The organism is Pantoea sp. B623 (assembly GCF_024814475.1).
Classification (GTDB): Bacteria; Pseudomonadota; Gammaproteobacteria; order Enterobacterales; family Enterobacteriaceae; genus Pantoea; species Pantoea ananatis.
On sequence record NZ_JANUXM010000004.1, the window covers coordinates 1,611,361 to 1,629,968 of the forward strand.

The window sequence follows — 18,608 nt, forward strand, 5'->3', positions numbered from 1 at the left end:
CTCCAGATGAATCACGATTTTTGTTGCGGTAACCGCTGCAGATAATATTGCCAGTTAAACGCCGGTCCGGGATCGGTTTTACGTCCCGGTGCAATGTCGCTGTGTCCGGTAATGCGAGCAGGCGTTATCGGATAGTGCTGTAACAAAATTTGCGTGACCTGATGCAGCGCGTGGTATTGCGCTTCGGTATAGGGCTCAACGTCCGTTCCTTCCAGCTCGATACCGATGGAAAAGTCGTTGCAGTTTTCCCGCCCTTCAAACTGCGATATGCCTGCATGCCAGGCGCGTTGATCAAAAGGAACATATTGCACAATCTCGCCATCACGACGAATTAAGCAGTGGGCTGCAACGCGCAAATGCGCGATATCAGCAAAGTAGGGATGCGCGTCTGAGGGCAGTGTGCCCGTGAACAGTTTATCGATCCACGGCCCGCCATATTCGCCAGGCGGCAGGCTGATATTATGAATGACCAGAAGAGAGGGCGCCTCGTTGTGCGGCCGTTCATTACAGTGGGGTGACGGTACCTGGCGCACACCGGTCAGCCATCCATGTTCTAATTTCATACTGATTTCTCATCGCGAAGTCGAACTGAGAATAGCATGAATTCTAAGGCATTATTGCGCCAAAATGCGCCGCGCTCTCCTCACTCTCGCCCGCTTGTTAAGTATACTAAACAAAAATCCCCTCGGGGCTGGCACCGCTTTGTTATCCAGGATATGGTAATCCCACTGTTATCTGTCTTTTGCTGGAGCTGAACGCTATGTCTGTGCGTCGCTATGATCCTGACAGTCGCCGGAGTGCGCTGCTTGAACGTATTGAAAATGATATTCCTGAAACGGTCGCACGCGCATTACAGGAAGATCTTGGCGGTGAGGTAGACAGCGAACGGGATATTACCGCCCAACTGTTGCCCGCCGAAAGTCGCGCCCACGCCCGGGTGATTACCCGCGAAGCCGGTGTTTTTTGTGGTAAACGCTGGGTAGAGGAAGTCTTCAACCAGTTGGGTGCCTATACCGCGCTGACATGGCACGTGGAAGATGGCCAAACGCTTACGCCGGATCAACTGCTGTTTGAAATCGAGGGCCCTGCCCGCCTGTTGCTCACCGCCGAACGCACCGCCCTGAACTTTGTGCAAACGCTGTCTGGCGTTGCCACCGAAGTCAGTCGCTATGTTGCGCTGCTGGAAGGCACACAGACTCAGCTTCTGGATACACGCAAAACCCTACCAGGGCTGCGCACAGCTTTGAAATATGCGGTGCTGTGCGGTGGCGGCAGCAATCACCGTCTGGGTCTGTCAGATGCCTTTTTGATTAAAGAAAATCATATCATTGCCAGTGGTTCGATTCGCCAGGCCGTGGAAAAAGCCTCCTGGCTCTATCCGGATGTACCGGTAGAAGTCGAAGTTGAGTCGTTAAAGGAGCTACAGGACGCGCTTACGGCGTCGGCCGACATCGTCATGCTGGACAACTTCACGCTGGATGAGATGCGCGAGGCGGTGAAGATAACCGAGGGCCGTGCGCTGCTGGAAGTCTCAGGCAACGTGACCGAAACGACGATCCAGGAGATTGCTCAGACCGGTGTGGACTATGTTTCCGTCGGCGCACTGACTAAACATGTCCATGCCCTGGATCTTTCTATGCGCTTTGACGCTAAATAACAGCTTGTGCCGTGCCGCTGGCACGGCCTGTTTTGTGCTATTTCTTCCAGCGTAACCGCTGTATTGCTGTAACCCGCTGTATTTACTGCCTGCCCTTTTCCACTCTTCCCTTTTGCTGCTGTTAACGCCATCACAGGCTTTTTAAACTGCGACCTTCTTATTCAGGAGGTAATGCAATGATCTCTCAACGTGGATTCACGCTGGTCGAGTTAATGATTGTGGTCGGCATCGTGGCAATACTCAGCGCTATTGGGTTGCCCGCCTACCAAAATTATCTGCAGCGCGCCGCGCTGACCGACATGCTGCAAACGATGGTGCCGTTTAAAACGGCGGTTGAGCTTTGCGCCATTGAACGCGGAGGCCCGGACGCCTGCCAGGCCGGACAGCGAGGGATTCCGCAAGGCACAACATCACGGTATGTTTCAGCGGTCACCGTCGTGAACGGCACGATCACCCTGACCGGACAGGAAAGCCTTAACGGGCTAAGCGTTGAAATGCTGCCCGTGTGGGACAGCAATGAAGGCAGCATTCAGTGGCAGCGCACCTGTACCAGCACTAACACCACGCTACGTGATAATTGTCAGGAGCAGTTCCGCTTTGCCGATCGGGGAGGTGCCTATGCCCACGTCTGATGATGCGATTGCGCTCATCTGCCAGCGCTTTCGGGCGATTGTCCTTGAGCACAGTGCGACACACTTGCGCCTTGCCGTTCCTGAAAGCGTCCCGGCGGGCCTGATGGAGGCATTACAGTTTGCCAGCCAGTGTCAGGCAGAGGTGGAGTGCTGGCCTCGTGCCCGGATAGAACAGTTTGAATCGATGCGTAAACCTTTGGTGGCCAATGAAAAAGCTCCCGGCGAATCGACCATTGATACGGCCAGTCAGCTTTTGCGCCAGGCAACTCTGCGTCGTGCATCGGATATTCATATCGAACCTTATCAGAGCACTCTGCGTATTCGCCTGCGGATTGACGGGGTCCTGCATCCTCTCCCCCTGCAGTTTGATACACAACCGGCTGCGCTGCTGGCACGACTGAAAATTCTGGCCGGTCTGGATATTGCCGAACGGCGCCTGCCTCAGGACGGACAGTTTAGTTGTGACATTGACGGAAAATCGGCCTCTTTTCGGCTCTCTACCCTGCCCGTTCAGGGCGGCGAAAAAGCCGTCGTTCGCCTGCTTCAGAGTGAGGGCGCGGCCTTGTCGCTGGACAAGCTGGGATTACCCACCGCGCAGTTACGCCTTCTGACCGCCGCGCTCAGGCAGCCACAAGGGCTGATTTTGGTAACGGGCCCTACCGGGAGTGGCAAAACCTTCACGCTTTACAGTGGCCTGAGCGCGATCAACCAGCCTGATAAGAATGTCTGCAGCGTGGAAGATCCTGTTGAAATCCCTCTCCCCGGTATCAACCAGACCCAGATTAATCCAAAGTATGGCCTTGATTTTAATCGCGTGTTACGCGCCCTGTTACGTCAGGATCCGGACGTGATGATGGTCGGTGAAATACGTGACGGCGAGACGGCGGAGATTGCCGTTAAGGCAGCTCAGACCGGTCATCTGGTTCTCTCTACCCTGCATACTAACTCGACAGCGGAAACGCTGACGCGCTTGCGTCAAATGGGCATTCCCGGTTATCTGCTGGGTTCCGCACTTCGTCTGATCGTTGCCCAGCGGCTGGTCAGGCGTTTGTGCCCTCACTGCCGTAAGCCAGCACAGGCTGTTGCCCACTTTCCCGCCTCACTTTGGCCCGGAACGTTACAAACCTGGCGGGCGCCGGGCTGCGATCACTGCTTCTCCGGTTATTTTGGTCGGCTGGCCTTGTTTGAATTACTGCCCATAACGGCTAAGTTACAAAACGCCATTGCCGCCGAAATGCCACTTGAGGGCTTGCTGAGTCTGGCAAAACAGCAGGGCATGCGCACCCTGCTGGCGTCGGGTCTTGAAGCCGTCAGCCGTGGGGATACCTCCCTGGAAGAAATGCAGCGCGTTGTCGGACTGGATAATGACTAGCCTTTATGTGTATCGCTGGCATGCGGTAGACGGCAGCGGAAGGTTGCAAACGGGCCACCATCTTGCGCCTGACGGCGAGACGTTGTTTTCTGACCTGGCACAGCGTCATTTACTGCCCGTCAGCTGGACGCGGGGAAAGGTGATGCGGCGAAGAGACTGGAAGTGGCAGCACAAAATTGACTTGATTCGCCAGCTCGCCACGCTGCTTAAGGCAGGCCTTCCTCTGTCACAAAGCCTGAGCCTGCTTGCCGAAGGACATTCGCAGACGCCCTGGCGAGCCTTGATGCTGGCTCTACAACATCAGATATTAGCGGGCGAACCTTTTTCCAGCGCCTTACGACAGTGGCCGCAAATATTTCCCCCGCTTTACCCGGCGCTCATGGAGGTGGGTGAGCTGACGGGCCATCTGGATGTCTGCTGCGAGCAGCTGGCACTGCAGCAAACGCGCCAGCAACATTTGCGGAGCAAGGTGATCAAGGCGCTGCGCTATCCGCTGTTTATTCTGGCCGTCGCACTGACCGTTACCTGCGGCATGCTGCTGTTCGTCTTGCCGGAGTTTGTTTCCGTGTATGCTTCCTTCAATGCTCCCTTGCCTGCGTTCACTGCGGCCGTGATCGGGCTCTCTGAGCGATTACAGGCATGGGGATTCCCGCTAAGTGGATTGATTATTCTGCTGGTCGCAGGGTGGCAACAGTGGCGGCGGCGTTCTGAAAACTGGCAGCGGCGCGAACAGCGCGTTTTGATGCACATTCCGATCGTTGGCGGGCTATGGCAGGGCAATCAGCTGACACAAATCTACAGCGTTCTCCAGTTGACGCAGCAGGCTGGACTCACGCTGCTACAGGGACTTGAGGCAGCGAAAGTCACCCTGTCCTCGCGACTGTGGCAGGACGCCATCAGGCTGCTACAGAACCACATTGCGCAGGGTAATCCCCTGTATCTGGCGCTGAGCAATCATCCCTTATTTAGTCCGCTCTGCAGCCAGTTGATTCGCGTGGGGGAAGAGGCTGGCGCACTGGATGTGATGCTGGCGCGCCTGGCTGAATGGCATGAAGGGCAAACGCTGATGCGGGCTGATAACCTTGCCGCCTCGTTGGAGCCTGTCATGATGGTGGTGATTGGCGGCATCGTTGGCACGCTGGTGATTGCCATGTATTTGCCGGTGTTTGGGCTGGGAGAAGCGATGCAGTAAAGGCGCTGTATAGCCCTTACTGCATACGCAGCAGGCAACCTTAACGATTAAAGGTTCGGTTTTCCTGCTCGGCGACCCGAATAAAGGTGGTGCGCTTGGTTAACTCTTTCAGACGCTCAGCGCCAACATAGGTGCAGGCAGAACGAAGACCACCAAGGATATCGCGGAGGGTTTCCTCTACCGGCCCGCGCAACGGTAGCTTCACCGTTTTGCCTTCGGCCGCACGGTATTCTGCGACGCTACCGGCATGACGCTTCATGGCCGATTCTGAACTCATGCCGTAGAACAGCATGAAACGCTCACCGTTTTCTTCTGTTATACGACCTTCGCACTCGTCATGCGCCGCCAGCATGCCGCCCAACATGACGAAGTCTGCGCCACCACCAAAGGCTTTTGCGATATCGCCGGGTACGCTGCAGCCACCGTCGCTGACGATCTGACCGCTCAGACCGTGCGCTGCATCGGCACATTCAATAACCGCAGAAAGCTGGGGATAGCCGACACCCGTTTTGACTCGCGTGGTGCAAACTGAGCCAGGCCCAATGCCCACTTTGACGATATCCGCCCCAGACAGGATGAGCTCTTCCACCATCTCACCGGTTACCACGTTACCCGCGCAGATTGTCTTGCCGGGAAACGTTTCACGGGCACGCTTCAGGAAATCAACAAAGTGTTCAGAGTAGCCGTTGGCGACGTCGATGCAGATAAATTGCAGCTCATCGGAGATCGCCATGATCGCAATCAGTTTATTGAGATCGGCATCCGAGGTACCGGTTGAAACCATGACATAGTTCAGTACTGAACCCGGCACGCGCTGAACAAAGGCCCGCCACTCTTCCACGCTGTAATGCTTATGGACGGCCGTTAAAAGATGAAAACCCGCCAGCGCCTCAGCCATCATAAAGGTGCCAACGGTATCCATATTGGCGGCGATAACCGGGACGCCGCTCCAGCTCAGACCGGAATGCTTAAAGGTGAAGCGGCGATCCAGCTCAACCTGTGAGCGACTTTTCAGCGTGGAGCGCTTGGGGCGAATCAGTACGTCTTTAAATCCCAGTTTCAAATCTTCTTCAATGCGCATACATCGTGTCCTGGTAAGAGGTTATACACTGCCGTACATGACGCCATCAGGGTTTTCCCTGTCTCATGATACGCGCCATTCCAGCCGCAACAAGACTGCGAATTTCACTTTATTTACGCTACAATCCATTACATTCAGATGCGGATTTTTAGTGTGATCCGGCACGCATTTTTTCCTGTAACGACGCGTTGACCTGCGTGATACTGACCGACTAAGAGAGTTCGAGTGAGAAATCCCCCCTACACCGTGGCGCTGACTGGCGGAATTGGCAGCGGTAAAAGTACGATTGCCGGGTATTTTGCTGCGTCCGGTGTCGATATCATTGATGCGGATGTCATTGCACGCGAAGTCGTTGAACCCGGCACGCCAGCGCTTCAGGCCATTATCGAACGCTATGGCGATGCGATATTGACCGAACAGGGAACGTTGCAACGTTCACGGTTAAGAGAAATCATCTTTGCGACGCCCGATGAGAAAACCTGGTTAAACGCGCTGCTTCACCCGCTTATTAATGCCCGGACGCAACAGCTTAAAGCTCAGGCGGCCTCACCTTATGTTTTGTGGGTCGTGCCCTTGCTGGTCGAAAACCGGCTGCAGCGCCAGGCCGATCGCGTGCTGGTGGTCGATACCGACGAAGAGACGCAGCTCAGACGAACGCTGCAGCGCGATAATGTTTCTCTTGAGCAGGCTAAACGTATTCTTGCAGCACAGGCCACTCGCCAACAGCGCCTTGACTGTGCTGACGATATTATTGATAACAGTGGCGCACCTGAAAAGGCGCTACCCCAGGTTGCCAAGCTTCATCAGCTTTATCTAAAGCTTGCGGCAACGAGACAGGATTAACCCATGAGTACAGTCGTTCTGTTTGAACATCCACTGAATGAAAAAATGCGTACCTGGCTGCGCGTAGAATTTTTGATCGACCAGCTGCATGACATTATGCCGCTGGAAAACACCGCCACGGCACTGACTTTTTTCCGCCTGGTTGGCGAATTACTGGATATCTTCGAGCGCGGCGACATGCGCACCGAGTTGCTGAAAGAACTTGAACGCCAGCAAACGAAACTGCGCGCCTGGGCGGATGTCCCCGGTGTCGATATGTCCGTGGTCGATGCATTGCGTGACAAACTCAAAGCGCAGTCTGTTTTGCTTAACAGCGCCCCACGAATGGGCCAGCAGCTGCGGGAAGATCGTCTGATTGCCCTGGTGCGCCAGCGACTCAGCATTCCCGGCGGATGCTGTAGCTTTGATTTACCCGGCCTGCACATCTGGCTGCACCTGCCCCAGGCGACGCGCGGCGCGCAGGTGACGCGCTGGATGGAAACGCTTATACCGCTGCACAGTACGCTGGCGATGTTGCTGGATTTGATTCGCCAGTCAGGCACCTACCGTTTACAAACCAGTTTGAACGGGTTTTACCAGGATAATGCTGAAGGCGCTGATTTACTGCGGCTGCAGCTGGAAATGGAGGATGCGCTGTATCCTCAGGTTTCAGGCCATAAAAGCCGTTTTGCGATTCGTTTTATGCCATTGGACAGTGAGCGCGGCGAAGTGCCTGCGCGCCTGAATTTCCAACTGGCCTGTTGTTAGAGGTGAACATGCAGGAAGAGATAATGACGGTGGAATGTCCACAGTGCGGTAAAACGGTGATTTGGGATGAACTCAGTCCGTGGCGGCCATTTTGCAGTAAACGCTGTCAGTTGATCGATCTGGGCGAATGGGCGGCGGAAGAGAAGCGCATTCCCAGCAGTGATGATTTAAACGACAGCGACAACTGGAGTGAGGAAGAGCGCTGAGTGAGACGTGGGGCTTTGTTGCCCCACTCTGTTAAAGTTCGCCCGCCACCAGACGTGCGATCAGCTCATGATTCGCCGCCGGAAACTCATCGGCGATCAGCGCCTGTTGATCGACCCAACGCTGTGGTTGCCCTTCTTTGCCCCAGGGTTCTCCTTTCCAGCCTTCCACCAGAAAAAAGTGCAGCGTCACGCGCAGGTCATCGTAAGTGTGATCTTTCGTGCCAATTGCCCGCGCCTGCGTCACTTCAATCCCGGTTTCTTCGGCCAGTTCGCGCACCAGCCCTTCCTCTGCGCTCTCACCGGCTTCAATTTTGCCGCCGGGAAATTCCCATTTATTGGCCATATAGGAAGAAGCCGCACGCTGGGCAAGGAAAATTTGTTTACTGGCATTACGAATGATGCCGACTGCAACCTGCAGGTGCTTCATGAAAATATCCCGAAGAGTGGGTGAATGAGGGCTGATTCTAAAACATGTTAAGCAGGTTGTTAACCGCTCAGGGGGCCGAATGGTCAGCGGAAAAGTAAAAAAAAGGAGCCAGTGGCTCCTTTTCGTTAACCGCTTATCAGGCCAGACGACCGTGACACTGTTTGTATTTTTTACCTGAACCGCACGGACAAGGATCGTTACGCCCCACTTTGCGCTCACCGCCCTGCTGCGCAAGAGATTCCGCTGCCAGAATTTCTTCGCTGGCGTGGCTCAGATGCTGCTGTTGCGCCAGACGCTCGGCCTCTTCACGACGCTGTTGCTCCATCGCTTCAACCTCTTCCGGCATGCGCACCTGGACTTTGCTCAGCGTGCTGATCACTTCGTACTTCAGCGTTTCCAGCATCGCGGCAAACATGGCAAAAGATTCACGCTTATATTCCTGCTTAGGATCTTTTTGCGCATAGCCACGCAGGTGGATGCCCTGACGCAGATAGTCCATTGCGGCCAGGTGCTCTTTCCACAGCGAATCCAGCGTTTGCAGCATGACGCCTTTTTCAAAGTTGCGCATCATTTCTGCGCCGACAATCTCTTCTTTTGCCGCATAACTTTCGGCCGCGTGCGTCATGATACGTTCACGCAGTGTCTCTTCATGCAGATCCGGTTCTTTGTCCAGCCACTCGCTAATCGGCAGATCCAGATCGAAGTCGTTACGCAGGCGCTCTTCAAGGCCCGGTACATCCCACATTTCTTCCAGCGACTGAGGTGGAATGTAGCTGTCGATAATGGATTTATAGACGTCTTCGCGAATGCTGTTGATAGTGTCTGATACATCGGACACATCCAGCAGTTCATTACGCTGGCTGTAGATAGCACGACGCTGATCGTTGGCCACGTCGTCATATTCCAGCAGCTGCTTACGAATATCGAAGTTACGGCTTTCAACTTTACGCTGTGCGTTGGCAATGGCTTTGGTCACCCACGGATGCTCAATGGCCTCGCCAGGTTTCATGCCCAGCTTGCGCATCATGTTTGAAACACGATCCGAAGCAAAGATACGCATCAGGGCATCTTCCATTGACAGGTAGAAGCGTGAAGAACCGGCGTCACCCTGACGGCCTGCACGACCACGCAGCTGGTTATCGATACGGCGAGATTCATGGCGCTCAGTACCCACGATATGCAGACCGCCAGAGGCCAGCACCGCATCATGACGAATCTGCCAGGCGGCTTTAATCTCGTTGATTTGCGCATCGGTTGGGTTTTCAAGCTCGGCAACGTCCGCATGCCAGCTACCGCCCAGCATGATATCGGTACCACGGCCCGCCATGTTTGTCGCGATGGTAACCGCGCCCGGTTGACCAGCCTGCGCCACGATGTCCGCTTCGCGGGCGTGAAACTTAGCATTCAGTACGTTGTGTTTAATGCCTGCACGTGTCAGCTCGTTCGATACCACTTCTGATTTTTCGATGGAGATCGTACCCACCAGAACCGGCTGCCCGTTAGCCGTACGCTCACGAATATCTTCGATGATGGCGTCAATCTTCTCTTTCTCGGTCATATAAACCAGATCGGCAAGATCTTTACGCACCATCGGACGGTTGGTCGGGACAACAATCGTGTCGAGTTTGTAGATGGAACTGAACTCAAACGCTTCTGTATCAGCCGTACCGGTCATCCCTGCCAGCTTGTCGTAGAGGCGGAAGTAATTCTGGAAGGTGATTGACGCCAGCGTCTGGTTTTCGTTTTGAATTTCAACGCCTTCTTTGGCTTCAACGGCCTGATGCAGACCATCTGACCAACGACGGCCCTGCATCGTACGACCCGTGTGCTCATCAACAATGACAACTTCACCCTCTTTGACGATGTAGTCAACGTCACGCGTGAACAACGCATGGGCGCGAAGCGCAGCGGTAACGTGGTGCATCAGCATGATATTGGTCGGTGAATAAAGCGACTCACCTTCTACCATGATGCCCTGGCTCACCAGCAGTTCTTCAACTTTGACCAGACCGCGCTCGCTCATATGTGCCTGGCGCGCTTTCTCATCAACCCAGTAGTCACCTTCGCCCTGGAAATTGTCTGAGTCTTCTTTTTCCTGACGAATCAGATGAGGAATGATTTTATTCACTTTGGTGTACAGGTCTGAACTGTCTTCTGCCGGACCCGAGATGATTAATGGCGTACGGGCTTCATCAATCAGGATGGAGTCAACCTCATCCACCAGTGCATAGTGCAGCTTACGCTGTACGCGCTCGTCAGGGCTGAACGCCATGTTGTCACGCAGGTAGTCGAAACCGTATTCGTTGTTGGTACCGTAAGTAATGTCTGCGGCATAAGCTTCACGTTTGGCGACGGAAGGCAGGCCTGACATGTTGATCCCGACGCTCAGGCCAAGGAACTCAAACAGGGGGCGGTTATTTTCCGCATCACGCTGGGCCAGATAATCGTTGACGGTAACGACGTGTACGCCTTTTCCGGTTAATGCGTTCAAATAGGCTGGCAGGGTTGCCGTCAGGGTTTTACCTTCACCAGTGCGCATCTCTGCAATACAGCGGTTATTCAGCACCATCCCGCCAATCAGCTGCACGTCGAAGTGGCGCATGCCAAACACACGCTTACTGGCTTCACGTACCGTCGCAAAAGCTTCAGGAATCAGGCTTTCGAGTGATTCCCCTTTTTTCAGGCGCTCACGGAACAGCTCAGTTTTGGCTTTCAGTTCTTCATCAGAGAGCGCTTCGAATTCCGGCTCCATCTTGTTGATGATATCAACGTTTTTGCGCATACGGCGCAAAGTACGATCGTTGCTGCTACCAAAAACTTTGGTCAACATTTTGATTAACATAATAAATATATTCTCAATTCAGCCGGGTCACCCGGACTGCGAAATCTAAAATGGGATTTAAAGCACAAAGATTAGCAGAACAATGGCGCGGGTCCGGCACGGATACCGTGCACTTTGCCGTGTCCGTCAGCCTGTGAGGATACCGGAGCAGCAGGAAGAGGTTGCGGGGACAAACCAACAGGGATGCCGGACTGTGCCGCCTGAGACGTTAATAACGCATGAAGGGAATCAATCAACGCCAGCTTTTGTGCGGCCAGCGGATGCACCTGCTCTTCCGCCTGCGCCTGTGGCGTTAACGTGAAAGAGAGATGGCGGATAACCGTGCGAATGGCATGCTGGTGCCAGTAGTCAACCGTAAAACTGGGGCGTCGCGAGGCTTCCTGAAGACGAATCAAATGATCAAAACGGACCGCATTGCCAATGAACAGGCTACTGGCTGAGGCTTCGGATGCCGTATTGAGTTCAGTGGTTTGCGCACACGCCGGCAAGCCAAGACTGGCCGCCACCATTCCCAGGAGGAAATGAGGCCAGAAATAGCGTCTACCTATTTGTCGCCAGCGTAGAAAAATTCCGATCACAATTGTTCCATTGCGCATAACATTTTAATTATTCACTGCTGTTTTCAGCAGCATGCAGCCTGTAAAAGCGCCAGAGATAGTAACACTAATGTGGCGCGGCGACACCTGAGTTTAGTGCAACAGTGGGAGAAATCGCGCGCGATTGTGCAGCAATTCAGCAATTGGTCGTTCTGAGCGGAGAATGCTGTCGCAGCAAGCGGAAATGAATGGCGAGGCAATAAAAAACGGCTGGTGCAACTGACCGGAGAGAGTGTCAGCGCAACCAGCCGTTTTTACGTTCTGAGCCGATATCAGGCCAGAACCAGATTAGGTGCTTTAAACGCCAGTGGCAATTCAGCTTCGTCTTCGAAGGTCGCCCATTCCCAGGCTTCCTGCTTCGCCAAAACGGCCTGCAGCAGTTTGTTGTTCAGAGCATGACCCGATTTGTACGCGGTAAACGCGCCAATAACGTTATGGCCACACATAAACAGATCGCCGATGGCATCTAACATTTTGTGACGCACAAACTCGTCTTCAAAACGCAGGCCTTCTTCATTAAGCACGCGGAAATCATCAAGGCCGATCGCACAATCTAAACTACCGCCCAGGCACAGGCCTTTAGACTGCAGATATTCGATTTCACGCATGAAGCCAAAAGTACGTGCACGGCTGATCTGACGAACAAACGCTTCGGCAGAGAATTTCATCTGGTAACGCTGAGAGCTGGAATCGATAGCCGGGTGATTGAAATCAATGGTGAAATCAAGCGAGAAACCGTTGTAAGGTTTGATCTCAGCCCACTTGTCACCGTCTTCAACACGCACCGTCTGCTTAACACGCACAAATTTCTTCGCGCTGTTCAGCTGCTCGATGCCTGCATCCATCAGCAGATAGATGAAAGGCGCTGCACTGCCGTCCATAATTGGGATTTCTGGCGCATCAACTTCGACAATAATGTTGTCAATGCCCAGACCTGCCAGTGCGGCATTTAAGTGTTCAACTGTCGAAATACGCACGCCTTCATCGTTCACCAGGCAGGTGCTCAGCATGGTGTCGCGCACGTATTTTGCATCAGCCGGAAAATCAACCGGTGGATTCAAGTCAGTGCGACGATAGATGACCCCGGTATTAGCCGGCGCAGGGCGCAGGGTCAGGCTGACTTTCTTGCCGGTATGTAAACCGACACCTGTCGCCTGAACAATACGTTTTAATGTCCTTTGTTTGATCATCGTTATTATCTCGCAATATCGCTTTCCGACCGCCAGTATACGTTACCAGCGGGCGAACACTTTAGCACAAAGAGCGGGAAATCCCAATTATAAGGTTATTCCTAGTCGGCCTGCTTGCGCAAAAACGCCGGAATATCAAGGTAATCGGGCTCTTTGTTTGACTGTGCACTCTGATCGTTTACCACTTTCGCAGCAGGTTTTTGCTCCTGCGGCAGCGGGGACATACCATGCTGCTGGTAACGATGATCCATGACAGGCTGGCTGGCTGGTTTGTTCGTTACCAGTGTGATCTCTGGACGCTTATCCATGCCGATACCAGTTGCCACCACGGTGACGCGCAGTTCGTCATTCATCTCTGGATCCAGAGAGGTACCAATTACAACGGTCGCGTTGTCTGAAGCGAAGGCGCGGATAGTGTTACCCACGGTTTCGAACTCATCCAGACGCAGGTCGAAGCCCGCAGTAATGTTGACCAGCACGCCGCGCGCACCAGAGAGGTCGATATCTTCCAGCAGTGGACTGGAGATCGCCATCTCAGCGGCTTCTTCTGCACGGTCTTCACCACAAGCCACGCCTGAACCCATCATCGCGTAACCCATTTCTGACATCACGGTACGTACGTCAGCAAAGTCCACGTTCATCAAGCCAGGACGGGTAATCAGCTCGGCGATCCCCTGTACGGCGCCTTTCAGCACGTCGTTAGCCGCACCAAACGCGTCGAGCAGGGAAATACCACGTCCGAGAACTTTTAACAGCTTGTCGTTCGGGATAGTGATCAGTGAATCCACGTGCTTGGACAGCTCAGCGATCCCCTGCTCAGCAAAGGCCATGCGCTTTTTGCCTTCAAAATTGAAGGGCTTGGTCACGACCGCAACGGTCAAAATACCCAGATCTTTGGCCACTTCAGCCACAACAGGCGCAGCGCCGGTACCGGTACCGCCACCCATACCTGCTGCGATGAACACCATGTCTGCCCCTTCCAGCGCAGAACGCAGTGCTTCGCGATCTTCCTCTGCAGAGTTACGGCCGACTTCCGGGTTCGCACCCGCTCCCAGTCCTTTGGTAATGTTATTACCAATCTGGATGGTCTGGCCGACTGCTGTTTTACGCAACGCCTGCGCGTCGGTATTCACAGCGAAGAATTCCACACCTTCGATACGCTCGCGTACCATGTGCTCTACGGCGTTGCCACCGCCACCGCCGACGCCGATGACTTTAATCACCGCGTCATTGGTTAATTCCATAGGTTCAAACATGATTTCTCTCCGTTATGTGCCTGTCGCCTGGAGATCACTAAAGAAAACAGCATGATCCCCTTTTACAAAAATTAAAACTCTTTTTTTAACCAACTATTAATACGTTTAAACCAGTTACCCACGGAAACGCGCTTTTCAGCCTCTGCGTCACCGTTCATATGTGACTCTTTACCGTAGTGCAACAGCCCGACCGCCGTGGAATAGTAAGACTCCTGGGCGTAGTCCGTCAGGCCAGTAATGTTCAGCGGCTGTCCAATGCGCACCTGCGTATGGAATACGCGCTGTGCGCAGGCTGCCAGACCTTCAATCTGCGCCGCACCGCCGGTTAACACAATCCCGGCTGCCAGATGGTGCTTAACGCCCTGCTGGCGAAGCTGTTCCTGTAACTGCAAAATCTCGTCATTGACCAGATTTAAAAGCTCGGTATAACGTGGCTCAATCACCTCTGCCAGCGTCTGACGTTGCAGGCTTCGTGGCGGACGTCCGCCTACGCTCGGCACTTCAACGTTTTCATCTTTACCTACAATCGATCCTAGCGCACAGCCGTGACGCACTTTAATGGCTTCCGCATCGGTGGGCGGCGTACCAAATGCGTAGGCGATATCGCTGGTTACCACATTCCCCGCATAGGGAATCACCTTAGTATGACGCAATGCACCGCCAGTATAGACGGCGATATCCATTGTGCCGCCACCAATATCCACGACACAAACACCCAGTTCACGTTCGTCTTCGGTCAGGACCGCAAAGCTGGACGCCAGACCGGCAAAAATCAGTTGGTCAACTTTGAGGCCACAACGTTCAACGGCTTTAACAATATTTTTTGCCATGTCGTTGTGACAGGTGATCAAATGCACCTTTGCCTGCATGCGCACACCAGACAGGCCGACCGGATTTTTGATGCCTTCCTGATAGTCGATAGCATATTCCTGCGGAATAACGTGCAGGATACGATGCTCATCACGAACGCGCACTGACTTCGCAGTATGCACCACGTTCTCGACATCATCCTGAGTCACTTCCTCTTCGGAAATCGGAACCATCCCGATTTCGTTCTGACAGCTGATATGTTTGCCCGATAATGCAAGGTAAACAGAGGAGATCTGGCAATCCGCCATCAACTCAGCCTGATCGATGGCGCGCTGAACGCATTTCACCACCGACTCAAGATCGTTTACGCCGCCTTTATCCATACCGCGGGACGGACAACTGCCGACCCCAATAATATTGACCATACCATCGGGCAGAATTTCCCCAACCAGGGCGGCGACCTTCGCAGTGCCGATTTCGAGTCCAACTACCAGTTTTCTGTCCGTTGCCTTGATCATTGTTGTTTAGCCTGTGCCTGGTTTTGTTGCTGATTACTGTCCTGTGGATCCATCACTATCGGTGTCCAGCCAACAGAAGCGCCAGAGTCATAGCGTAAATCAACCGAGTTGATGCGCTTGTGTTCATTCTGACCTTGCTGCAGCAGCACCGGATAGAGCTCAATAAAACGATTCAGACGCTTCATGGTATCGGTCCGCCCCAGCTCAATGCGGACATCATCGCTGGTCACTAACTGCCATGAACGTCGCGCCGTCATCGACGCCACCTTCAGGGTAAACTTCCTAGCCTTCAGCACGTCATCCATACTGTGATAACCCGCCAGCACCTCTTTTTCACTGCCTTCTGGACCGTATAACATCGGCAGCGTTTCTTTACCCATGTGGTTAGCCGGGACGCTGAATGACACACCGTCGCTGTCCACCATGTGTGAGTCATTCCAGCGCGCTACCGGTGTAAACTCCACCAAATGAATTTTCAGTTCGTCTGGCCACTGCTTACGCACGCTAACCTGTTTAATCCATGGCAACCGTTCTATCTGCTGCTGGATCACGTTCACGTCCTGCGACATAAACGTGCCCGGTGAACCCAGTGACAAAATCGCCTGACGAATATCGTCATGGGTGGTGTAGTGCAGTTGCCCCGTGACCACCAGCTTCGACAGGGGTAAACGGGAGGCATCGTTCATCCACTTCAGAACGACCAGGCCACCCGCAATCATTACGCCCATCACCATCAGCAGAAACACGATGCCGAAGAGCCGGGCACCGTTACTGCGACCGGTGCGTGCCCGCTCCTGCGCTTCACGATTACGTACATTCATCGCCGCCTGTGACATATCAGTCGGCCAACTCCAGAATACGTACGACCAGTTGAGAAAATGTCAGCCCGGCCTGCTTTGCCGCCATCGGCACTAAGCTGTGGCTGGTCATGCCCGGTGAGGTGTTCGCTTCCAGCAGTTGGAAGTGTCCTTGATCGTCAGTCATGACATCAACGCGTCCCCAGCCGCTGCATCCGAGTGCACGCCAGGCTGACCACACCAGCTGTTGTAATTCCGCCTCGCGCTCGGCACTCAGCCCGGCTGGACAGAAGTACTGAGTATCGTCAGAAATGTATTTCGCTTCATAGTCATAGAACTCGCTGGCGGTCTTTATTTTTATCGCGGGCAGAATCTGGTCCCCCAGAATGCCAACGGTATATTCCTCACCGCTCAGAAAAGCTTCGACCAGCACATTGTCGTCGTGGCGAAACGCCTCTTCCAGCGCAGCTGACAGATCGCTTAACTGGTTTACACGGCTGATGCCGACGCTGGATCCCTCGCTGCTCGGTTTCACGAACAGGGGTAATCCCAATACGCTAATCGCCGCCTCGGTCGCCGCATCCAGACCGCTCTGCATCTGTTCACGCGTAATCCAGACAAATTTACCCGCCGGCAGTCCCCTGCCCTGCCACAGCAGTTTGGTGCGCAACTTGTCCATGGTGACGGCGGAAGCCATCACACCGCTGCCGGTGTAAGGCAACTGCAGGAATTCCAGCACCGCCTGAAGCGTGCCGTCCTCGCCGCCGCGACCATGCAGGGCGATAAACACTTTTTCAAAACCTTGCGCGGTTAACTCCAGCACTGAGACGTCGCGGGTATCAATACCCTGTGCATCGATACCGGCTTCACGCAGGCCCGCCAGCACGGCACCGCCGGACATCAGGGACACGTCGCGCTCGGCTGACGTGCCGCCCATTAAAACGGCAACTTTAGTCATGACGGCCCTCCACTTTGCGTGCTGGCTGCAGTTTGCATTCAGCCAGCTTCCGCGCCACTTTACCGACGTTTCCTGCCCCCTGAACCAGAATCAGATCGTTGCCTGACAGCAAAGGCGCCAGCATTTCAACGAGCGCATCATGTTCCGGCACCAGAATAGGATCGACCTTGCCGCGATGACGAATGGCGCGGCACAGTGCACGGCTGTCTGCGCCTGGGATGGGCGTTTCGCCTGCGGCGTAGACATCCAGCATCAGCAAAACGTCAACCTGAGACAGCACGTTGGCAAAATCATCAAACAGGTCACGCGTGCGGGTATAACGGTGCGGCTGAAACACCATCGCCAGTTTTTTATCCGGCCAGCCCGCTCGCGCGGCTTTAATGGTGGCGTCAACTTCCGTGGGATGATGACCATAATCGTCCACCAGCATGGCAGTGCCAGGCTGCCCATTAACCGGCTCCGTAGGAAACTCACCCAGCTGGTCGAAACGACGACCGGTACCCTGGAAGCTTTCCAGCGCAGCCAGAATCGCGCTGTCTTCAATCCCTTCTTCGCTGGCCACCGCCACGGCGGCGGCGGCGTTTAATGCATTGTGTCGACCCGGCGCATTCAGAGTGATCTGTAACGGCGCCTTGTCCTGACGAATCAGGCTGAAATGAACCTGCGCGCCGCGTTGTTCAAACGCCTCGATGCGAAAGTCGGCGTCGTCGCTGAAACCATAAGTAGTAATCTGGCGGCCGACACGCGGCAGCAGATCGCGAATCACGGCATCATCAACACACATCACCGCACGACCGTAAAACGGCAAATTGTGCAGGAAATTAATGAACGTCTGCTTCAGGTTTTCAAAATCGCCCTGATAGGTGTCCATATGATCCGCTTCGATATTGGTGACAACGGCGACCATTGGCTGCAAGTGCAGGAATGACGCATCGCTCTCGTCCGCTTCGGCGATCAGGTAGCGGCTACTGCCCAGACGTGCATGCGTGCCTGCGGCTTTTACCAGCCCCCCATTCACAAAGGTGGGGTCCAGACCGCCTTCCGCGTAAATGCTCGAGACCATCGCCGTCGTGGTGGTTTTGCCGTGCGTGCCGGCAATCGCAATACCGTGGCGAAAGCGCATCAGCTCTGCCAGCATCTCTGCGCGGCGGATGACCGGGATTCGCTGTTCGCGTGCAGCCACCAGCTCAGGGTTGTCCTGCGCCACCGCACTGGAGACCACGACAACGCTGGCATCCGTTACGTTTTCCGGGCGATGGTTAAAGTAAATGGTCGCGCCCAGATTGATCAGATTCTGTGTCACCGGATTTGGCGCCAGATCAGAACCGCTGATATGGTAACCTTCATTCGCTAACACTTCGGCAATACCGCCCATGCCAGCACCACCGATGCCGACAAAGTGAATGTGCCGGACGCGACGCATCTCGGGCACGATAGAACGCAGTTTCGCCAGTTGTTGTGTATTCATTACGCTTTATTACCTA

The 18,608-nt window shown here is 54.3% G+C and carries 18 protein-coding genes; 7 read left to right on the forward strand and 11 right to left on the reverse strand.

Features of this window, described 5'->3' with window-relative positions:
* Positions 1-11 precede the first annotated feature (11 nt).
* On the reverse strand, positions 12-563 hold the full coding sequence (ampD, locus tag NXS97_RS09430; RefSeq protein WP_014592923.1) for a 1,6-anhydro-N-acetylmuramyl-L-alanine amidase AmpD: 552 nt from the start codon (positions 561-563) through the stop codon (positions 12-14).
* A 197-nt stretch (positions 564-760) separates the two neighbouring features.
* On the opposite strand from ampD, the gene nadC reads away from it, so the two are divergent.
* The 4 genes from nadC (at position 761) to hofC (ending at position 4,853) form a co-directional block, all read left to right on the forward strand.
* A complete protein-coding gene (gene nadC / locus NXS97_RS09435; RefSeq protein ID WP_022622253.1) occupies positions 761-1,657 on the forward strand; it encodes a carboxylating nicotinate-nucleotide diphosphorylase in 897 nt (298 codons plus the stop codon).
* Between the two features lie 176 nt (positions 1,658-1,833).
* Positions 1,834-2,289 carry a prepilin peptidase-dependent pilin gene (ppdD, locus tag NXS97_RS09440; RefSeq protein WP_116220021.1) on the forward strand — a complete coding sequence of 152 codons (456 nt, stop codon included), beginning with the start codon at positions 1,834-1,836 and terminating at the stop codon, positions 2,287-2,289.
* Positions 2,276-3,661: a type II secretion system protein GspE gene (gspE, locus tag NXS97_RS09445; protein WP_026021064.1), complete on the forward strand. Its 1,386-nt coding sequence runs from the start codon at positions 2,276-2,278 to the stop codon at positions 3,659-3,661. The genes ppdD and gspE overlap by 14 nt, the downstream gene beginning before the upstream one ends.
* On the forward strand, positions 3,654-4,853 hold the full coding sequence (gene hofC / locus NXS97_RS09450) for a protein transport protein HofC (protein WP_105077126.1): 1,200 nt from the start codon (positions 3,654-3,656) through the stop codon (positions 4,851-4,853). Before gspE ends, hofC begins: the two co-directional genes overlap by 8 nt.
* A 40-nt stretch (positions 4,854-4,893) precedes the next feature.
* On the opposite strand, the gene NXS97_RS09455 is transcribed toward hofC, so the two are convergent.
* Complete coding sequence (locus tag NXS97_RS09455; protein WP_116220020.1) at positions 4,894-5,934, reverse strand: GMP reductase; 1,041 nt, start codon at positions 5,932-5,934, stop codon at positions 4,894-4,896.
* A 225-nt stretch (positions 5,935-6,159) separates the two neighbouring features.
* On the opposite strand from NXS97_RS09455, the gene coaE reads away from it, so the two are divergent.
* The 3 genes from coaE to yacG are packed head-to-tail and all read left to right on the forward strand — an operon-like array spanning position 6,160 to position 7,730.
* Entirely contained in the window at positions 6,160-6,777 is a 618-nt protein-coding gene (gene coaE, locus NXS97_RS09460) for a dephospho-CoA kinase (RefSeq protein WP_015700956.1), read from the forward strand.
* A 3-nt stretch (positions 6,778-6,780) separates the two neighbouring features.
* Entirely contained in the window at positions 6,781-7,524 is a 744-nt protein-coding gene (gene zapD / locus NXS97_RS09465) for a cell division protein ZapD (RefSeq protein ID WP_112900228.1), read from the forward strand.
* 8 nt (positions 7,525-7,532) lie between these two features.
* A complete protein-coding gene (gene yacG / locus NXS97_RS09470; RefSeq protein ID WP_014606584.1) occupies positions 7,533-7,730 on the forward strand; it encodes a DNA gyrase inhibitor YacG in 198 nt (65 codons plus the stop codon).
* Positions 7,731-7,761: 31 nt separating this feature from the next.
* On the opposite strand, the gene mutT is transcribed toward yacG, so the two are convergent.
* From mutT to murC, 9 genes are all read right to left on the reverse strand, one after another.
* Complete coding sequence (gene mutT / locus NXS97_RS09475) at positions 7,762-8,157, reverse strand: 8-oxo-dGTP diphosphatase MutT (protein WP_013024622.1); 396 nt, start codon at positions 8,155-8,157, stop codon at positions 7,762-7,764.
* 136 nt (positions 8,158-8,293) lie between these two features.
* A complete protein-coding gene (secA, locus tag NXS97_RS09480; protein ID WP_028714819.1) occupies positions 8,294-10,999 on the reverse strand; it encodes a preprotein translocase subunit SecA in 2,706 nt (901 codons plus the stop codon).
* A gap of 71 nt (positions 11,000-11,070) precedes the next feature.
* Positions 11,071-11,577, reverse strand: a complete 507-nt coding sequence (gene secM, locus NXS97_RS09485) for a secA translation cis-regulator SecM (protein ID WP_014606586.1) — start codon at positions 11,575-11,577, stop codon at positions 11,071-11,073.
* 290 nt (positions 11,578-11,867) lie between these two features.
* Entirely contained in the window at positions 11,868-12,785 is a 918-nt protein-coding gene (lpxC, locus tag NXS97_RS09490; RefSeq protein WP_013024619.1) for a UDP-3-O-acyl-N-acetylglucosamine deacetylase, read from the reverse strand.
* 101 nt (positions 12,786-12,886) lie between these two features.
* On the reverse strand, positions 12,887-14,041 hold the full coding sequence (gene ftsZ, locus NXS97_RS09495; RefSeq protein WP_013024618.1) for a cell division protein FtsZ: 1,155 nt from the start codon (positions 14,039-14,041) through the stop codon (positions 12,887-12,889).
* Between the two features lie 71 nt (positions 14,042-14,112).
* Positions 14,113-15,369 (reverse strand): cell division protein FtsA, encoded by a 1,257-nt coding sequence (gene ftsA / locus NXS97_RS09500; protein WP_006117681.1) that lies wholly within the window; start codon positions 15,367-15,369, stop codon positions 14,113-14,115.
* Entirely contained in the window at positions 15,366-16,205 is an 840-nt protein-coding gene (gene ftsQ, locus NXS97_RS09505) for a cell division protein FtsQ (protein WP_013024616.1), read from the reverse strand. The genes ftsA and ftsQ overlap by 4 nt, the downstream gene beginning before the upstream one ends.
* Before the next feature lies 1 nt (position 16,206).
* On the reverse strand, positions 16,207-17,124 hold the full coding sequence (locus NXS97_RS09510; protein WP_259232016.1) for a D-alanine--D-alanine ligase: 918 nt from the start codon (positions 17,122-17,124) through the stop codon (positions 16,207-16,209).
* Complete coding sequence (gene murC, locus NXS97_RS09515) at positions 17,117-18,592, reverse strand: UDP-N-acetylmuramate--L-alanine ligase (protein WP_013024614.1); 1,476 nt, start codon at positions 18,590-18,592, stop codon at positions 17,117-17,119. Before murC ends, NXS97_RS09510 begins: the two co-directional genes overlap by 8 nt.
* Positions 18,593-18,608: the final 16 nt, after the last annotated feature.

What these genes read in the sequence shown, in the direction of transcription:
- NXS97_RS09510 (WP_259232016.1), bottom strand. Translation starts at nt 17,124, where the DNA reads ATGACTAAAGTTGCCGTTTTAATGGGCGGCACGTCAGCCGAGCGCGAC.
- lpxC (WP_013024619.1), bottom strand. Translation starts at nt 12,785, where the DNA reads ATGATCAAACAAAGGACATTAAAACGTATTGTTCAGGCGACAGGTGTC.
- mutT (WP_013024622.1), bottom strand. Translation starts at nt 8,157, where the DNA reads ATGAAGCACCTGCAGGTTGCAGTCGGCATCATTCGTAATGCCAGTAAA.
- NXS97_RS09455 (WP_116220020.1), bottom strand. Translation starts at nt 5,934, where the DNA reads ATGCGCATTGAAGAAGATTTGAAACTGGGATTTAAAGACGTACTGATT.
- ftsA (WP_006117681.1), bottom strand. Translation starts at nt 15,369, where the DNA reads ATGATCAAGGCAACGGACAGAAAACTGGTAGTTGGACTCGAAATCGGC.
- secA (WP_028714819.1), bottom strand. Translation starts at nt 10,999, where the DNA reads ATGTTAATCAAAATGTTGACCAAAGTTTTTGGTAGCAGCAACGATCGT.
- murC (WP_013024614.1), bottom strand. Translation starts at nt 18,592, where the DNA reads ATGAATACACAACAACTGGCGAAACTGCGTTCTATCGTGCCCGAGATG.
- gspE (WP_026021064.1), top strand. Translation starts at nt 2,276, where the DNA reads ATGCCCACGTCTGATGATGCGATTGCGCTCATCTGCCAGCGCTTTCGG.
- ppdD (WP_116220021.1), top strand. Translation starts at nt 1,834, where the DNA reads ATGATCTCTCAACGTGGATTCACGCTGGTCGAGTTAATGATTGTGGTC.
- ampD (WP_014592923.1), bottom strand. Translation starts at nt 563, where the DNA reads ATGAAATTAGAACATGGATGGCTGACCGGTGTGCGCCAGGTACCGTCA.
- nadC (WP_022622253.1), top strand. Translation starts at nt 761, where the DNA reads ATGTCTGTGCGTCGCTATGATCCTGACAGTCGCCGGAGTGCGCTGCTT.
- ftsZ (WP_013024618.1), bottom strand. Translation starts at nt 14,041, where the DNA reads ATGTTTGAACCTATGGAATTAACCAATGACGCGGTGATTAAAGTCATC.
- ftsQ (WP_013024616.1), bottom strand. Translation starts at nt 16,205, where the DNA reads ATGTCACAGGCGGCGATGAATGTACGTAATCGTGAAGCGCAGGAGCGG.
- yacG (WP_014606584.1), top strand. Translation starts at nt 7,533, where the DNA reads ATGCAGGAAGAGATAATGACGGTGGAATGTCCACAGTGCGGTAAAACG.
- zapD (WP_112900228.1), top strand. Translation starts at nt 6,781, where the DNA reads ATGAGTACAGTCGTTCTGTTTGAACATCCACTGAATGAAAAAATGCGT.
- hofC (WP_105077126.1), top strand. Translation starts at nt 3,654, where the DNA reads ATGACTAGCCTTTATGTGTATCGCTGGCATGCGGTAGACGGCAGCGGA.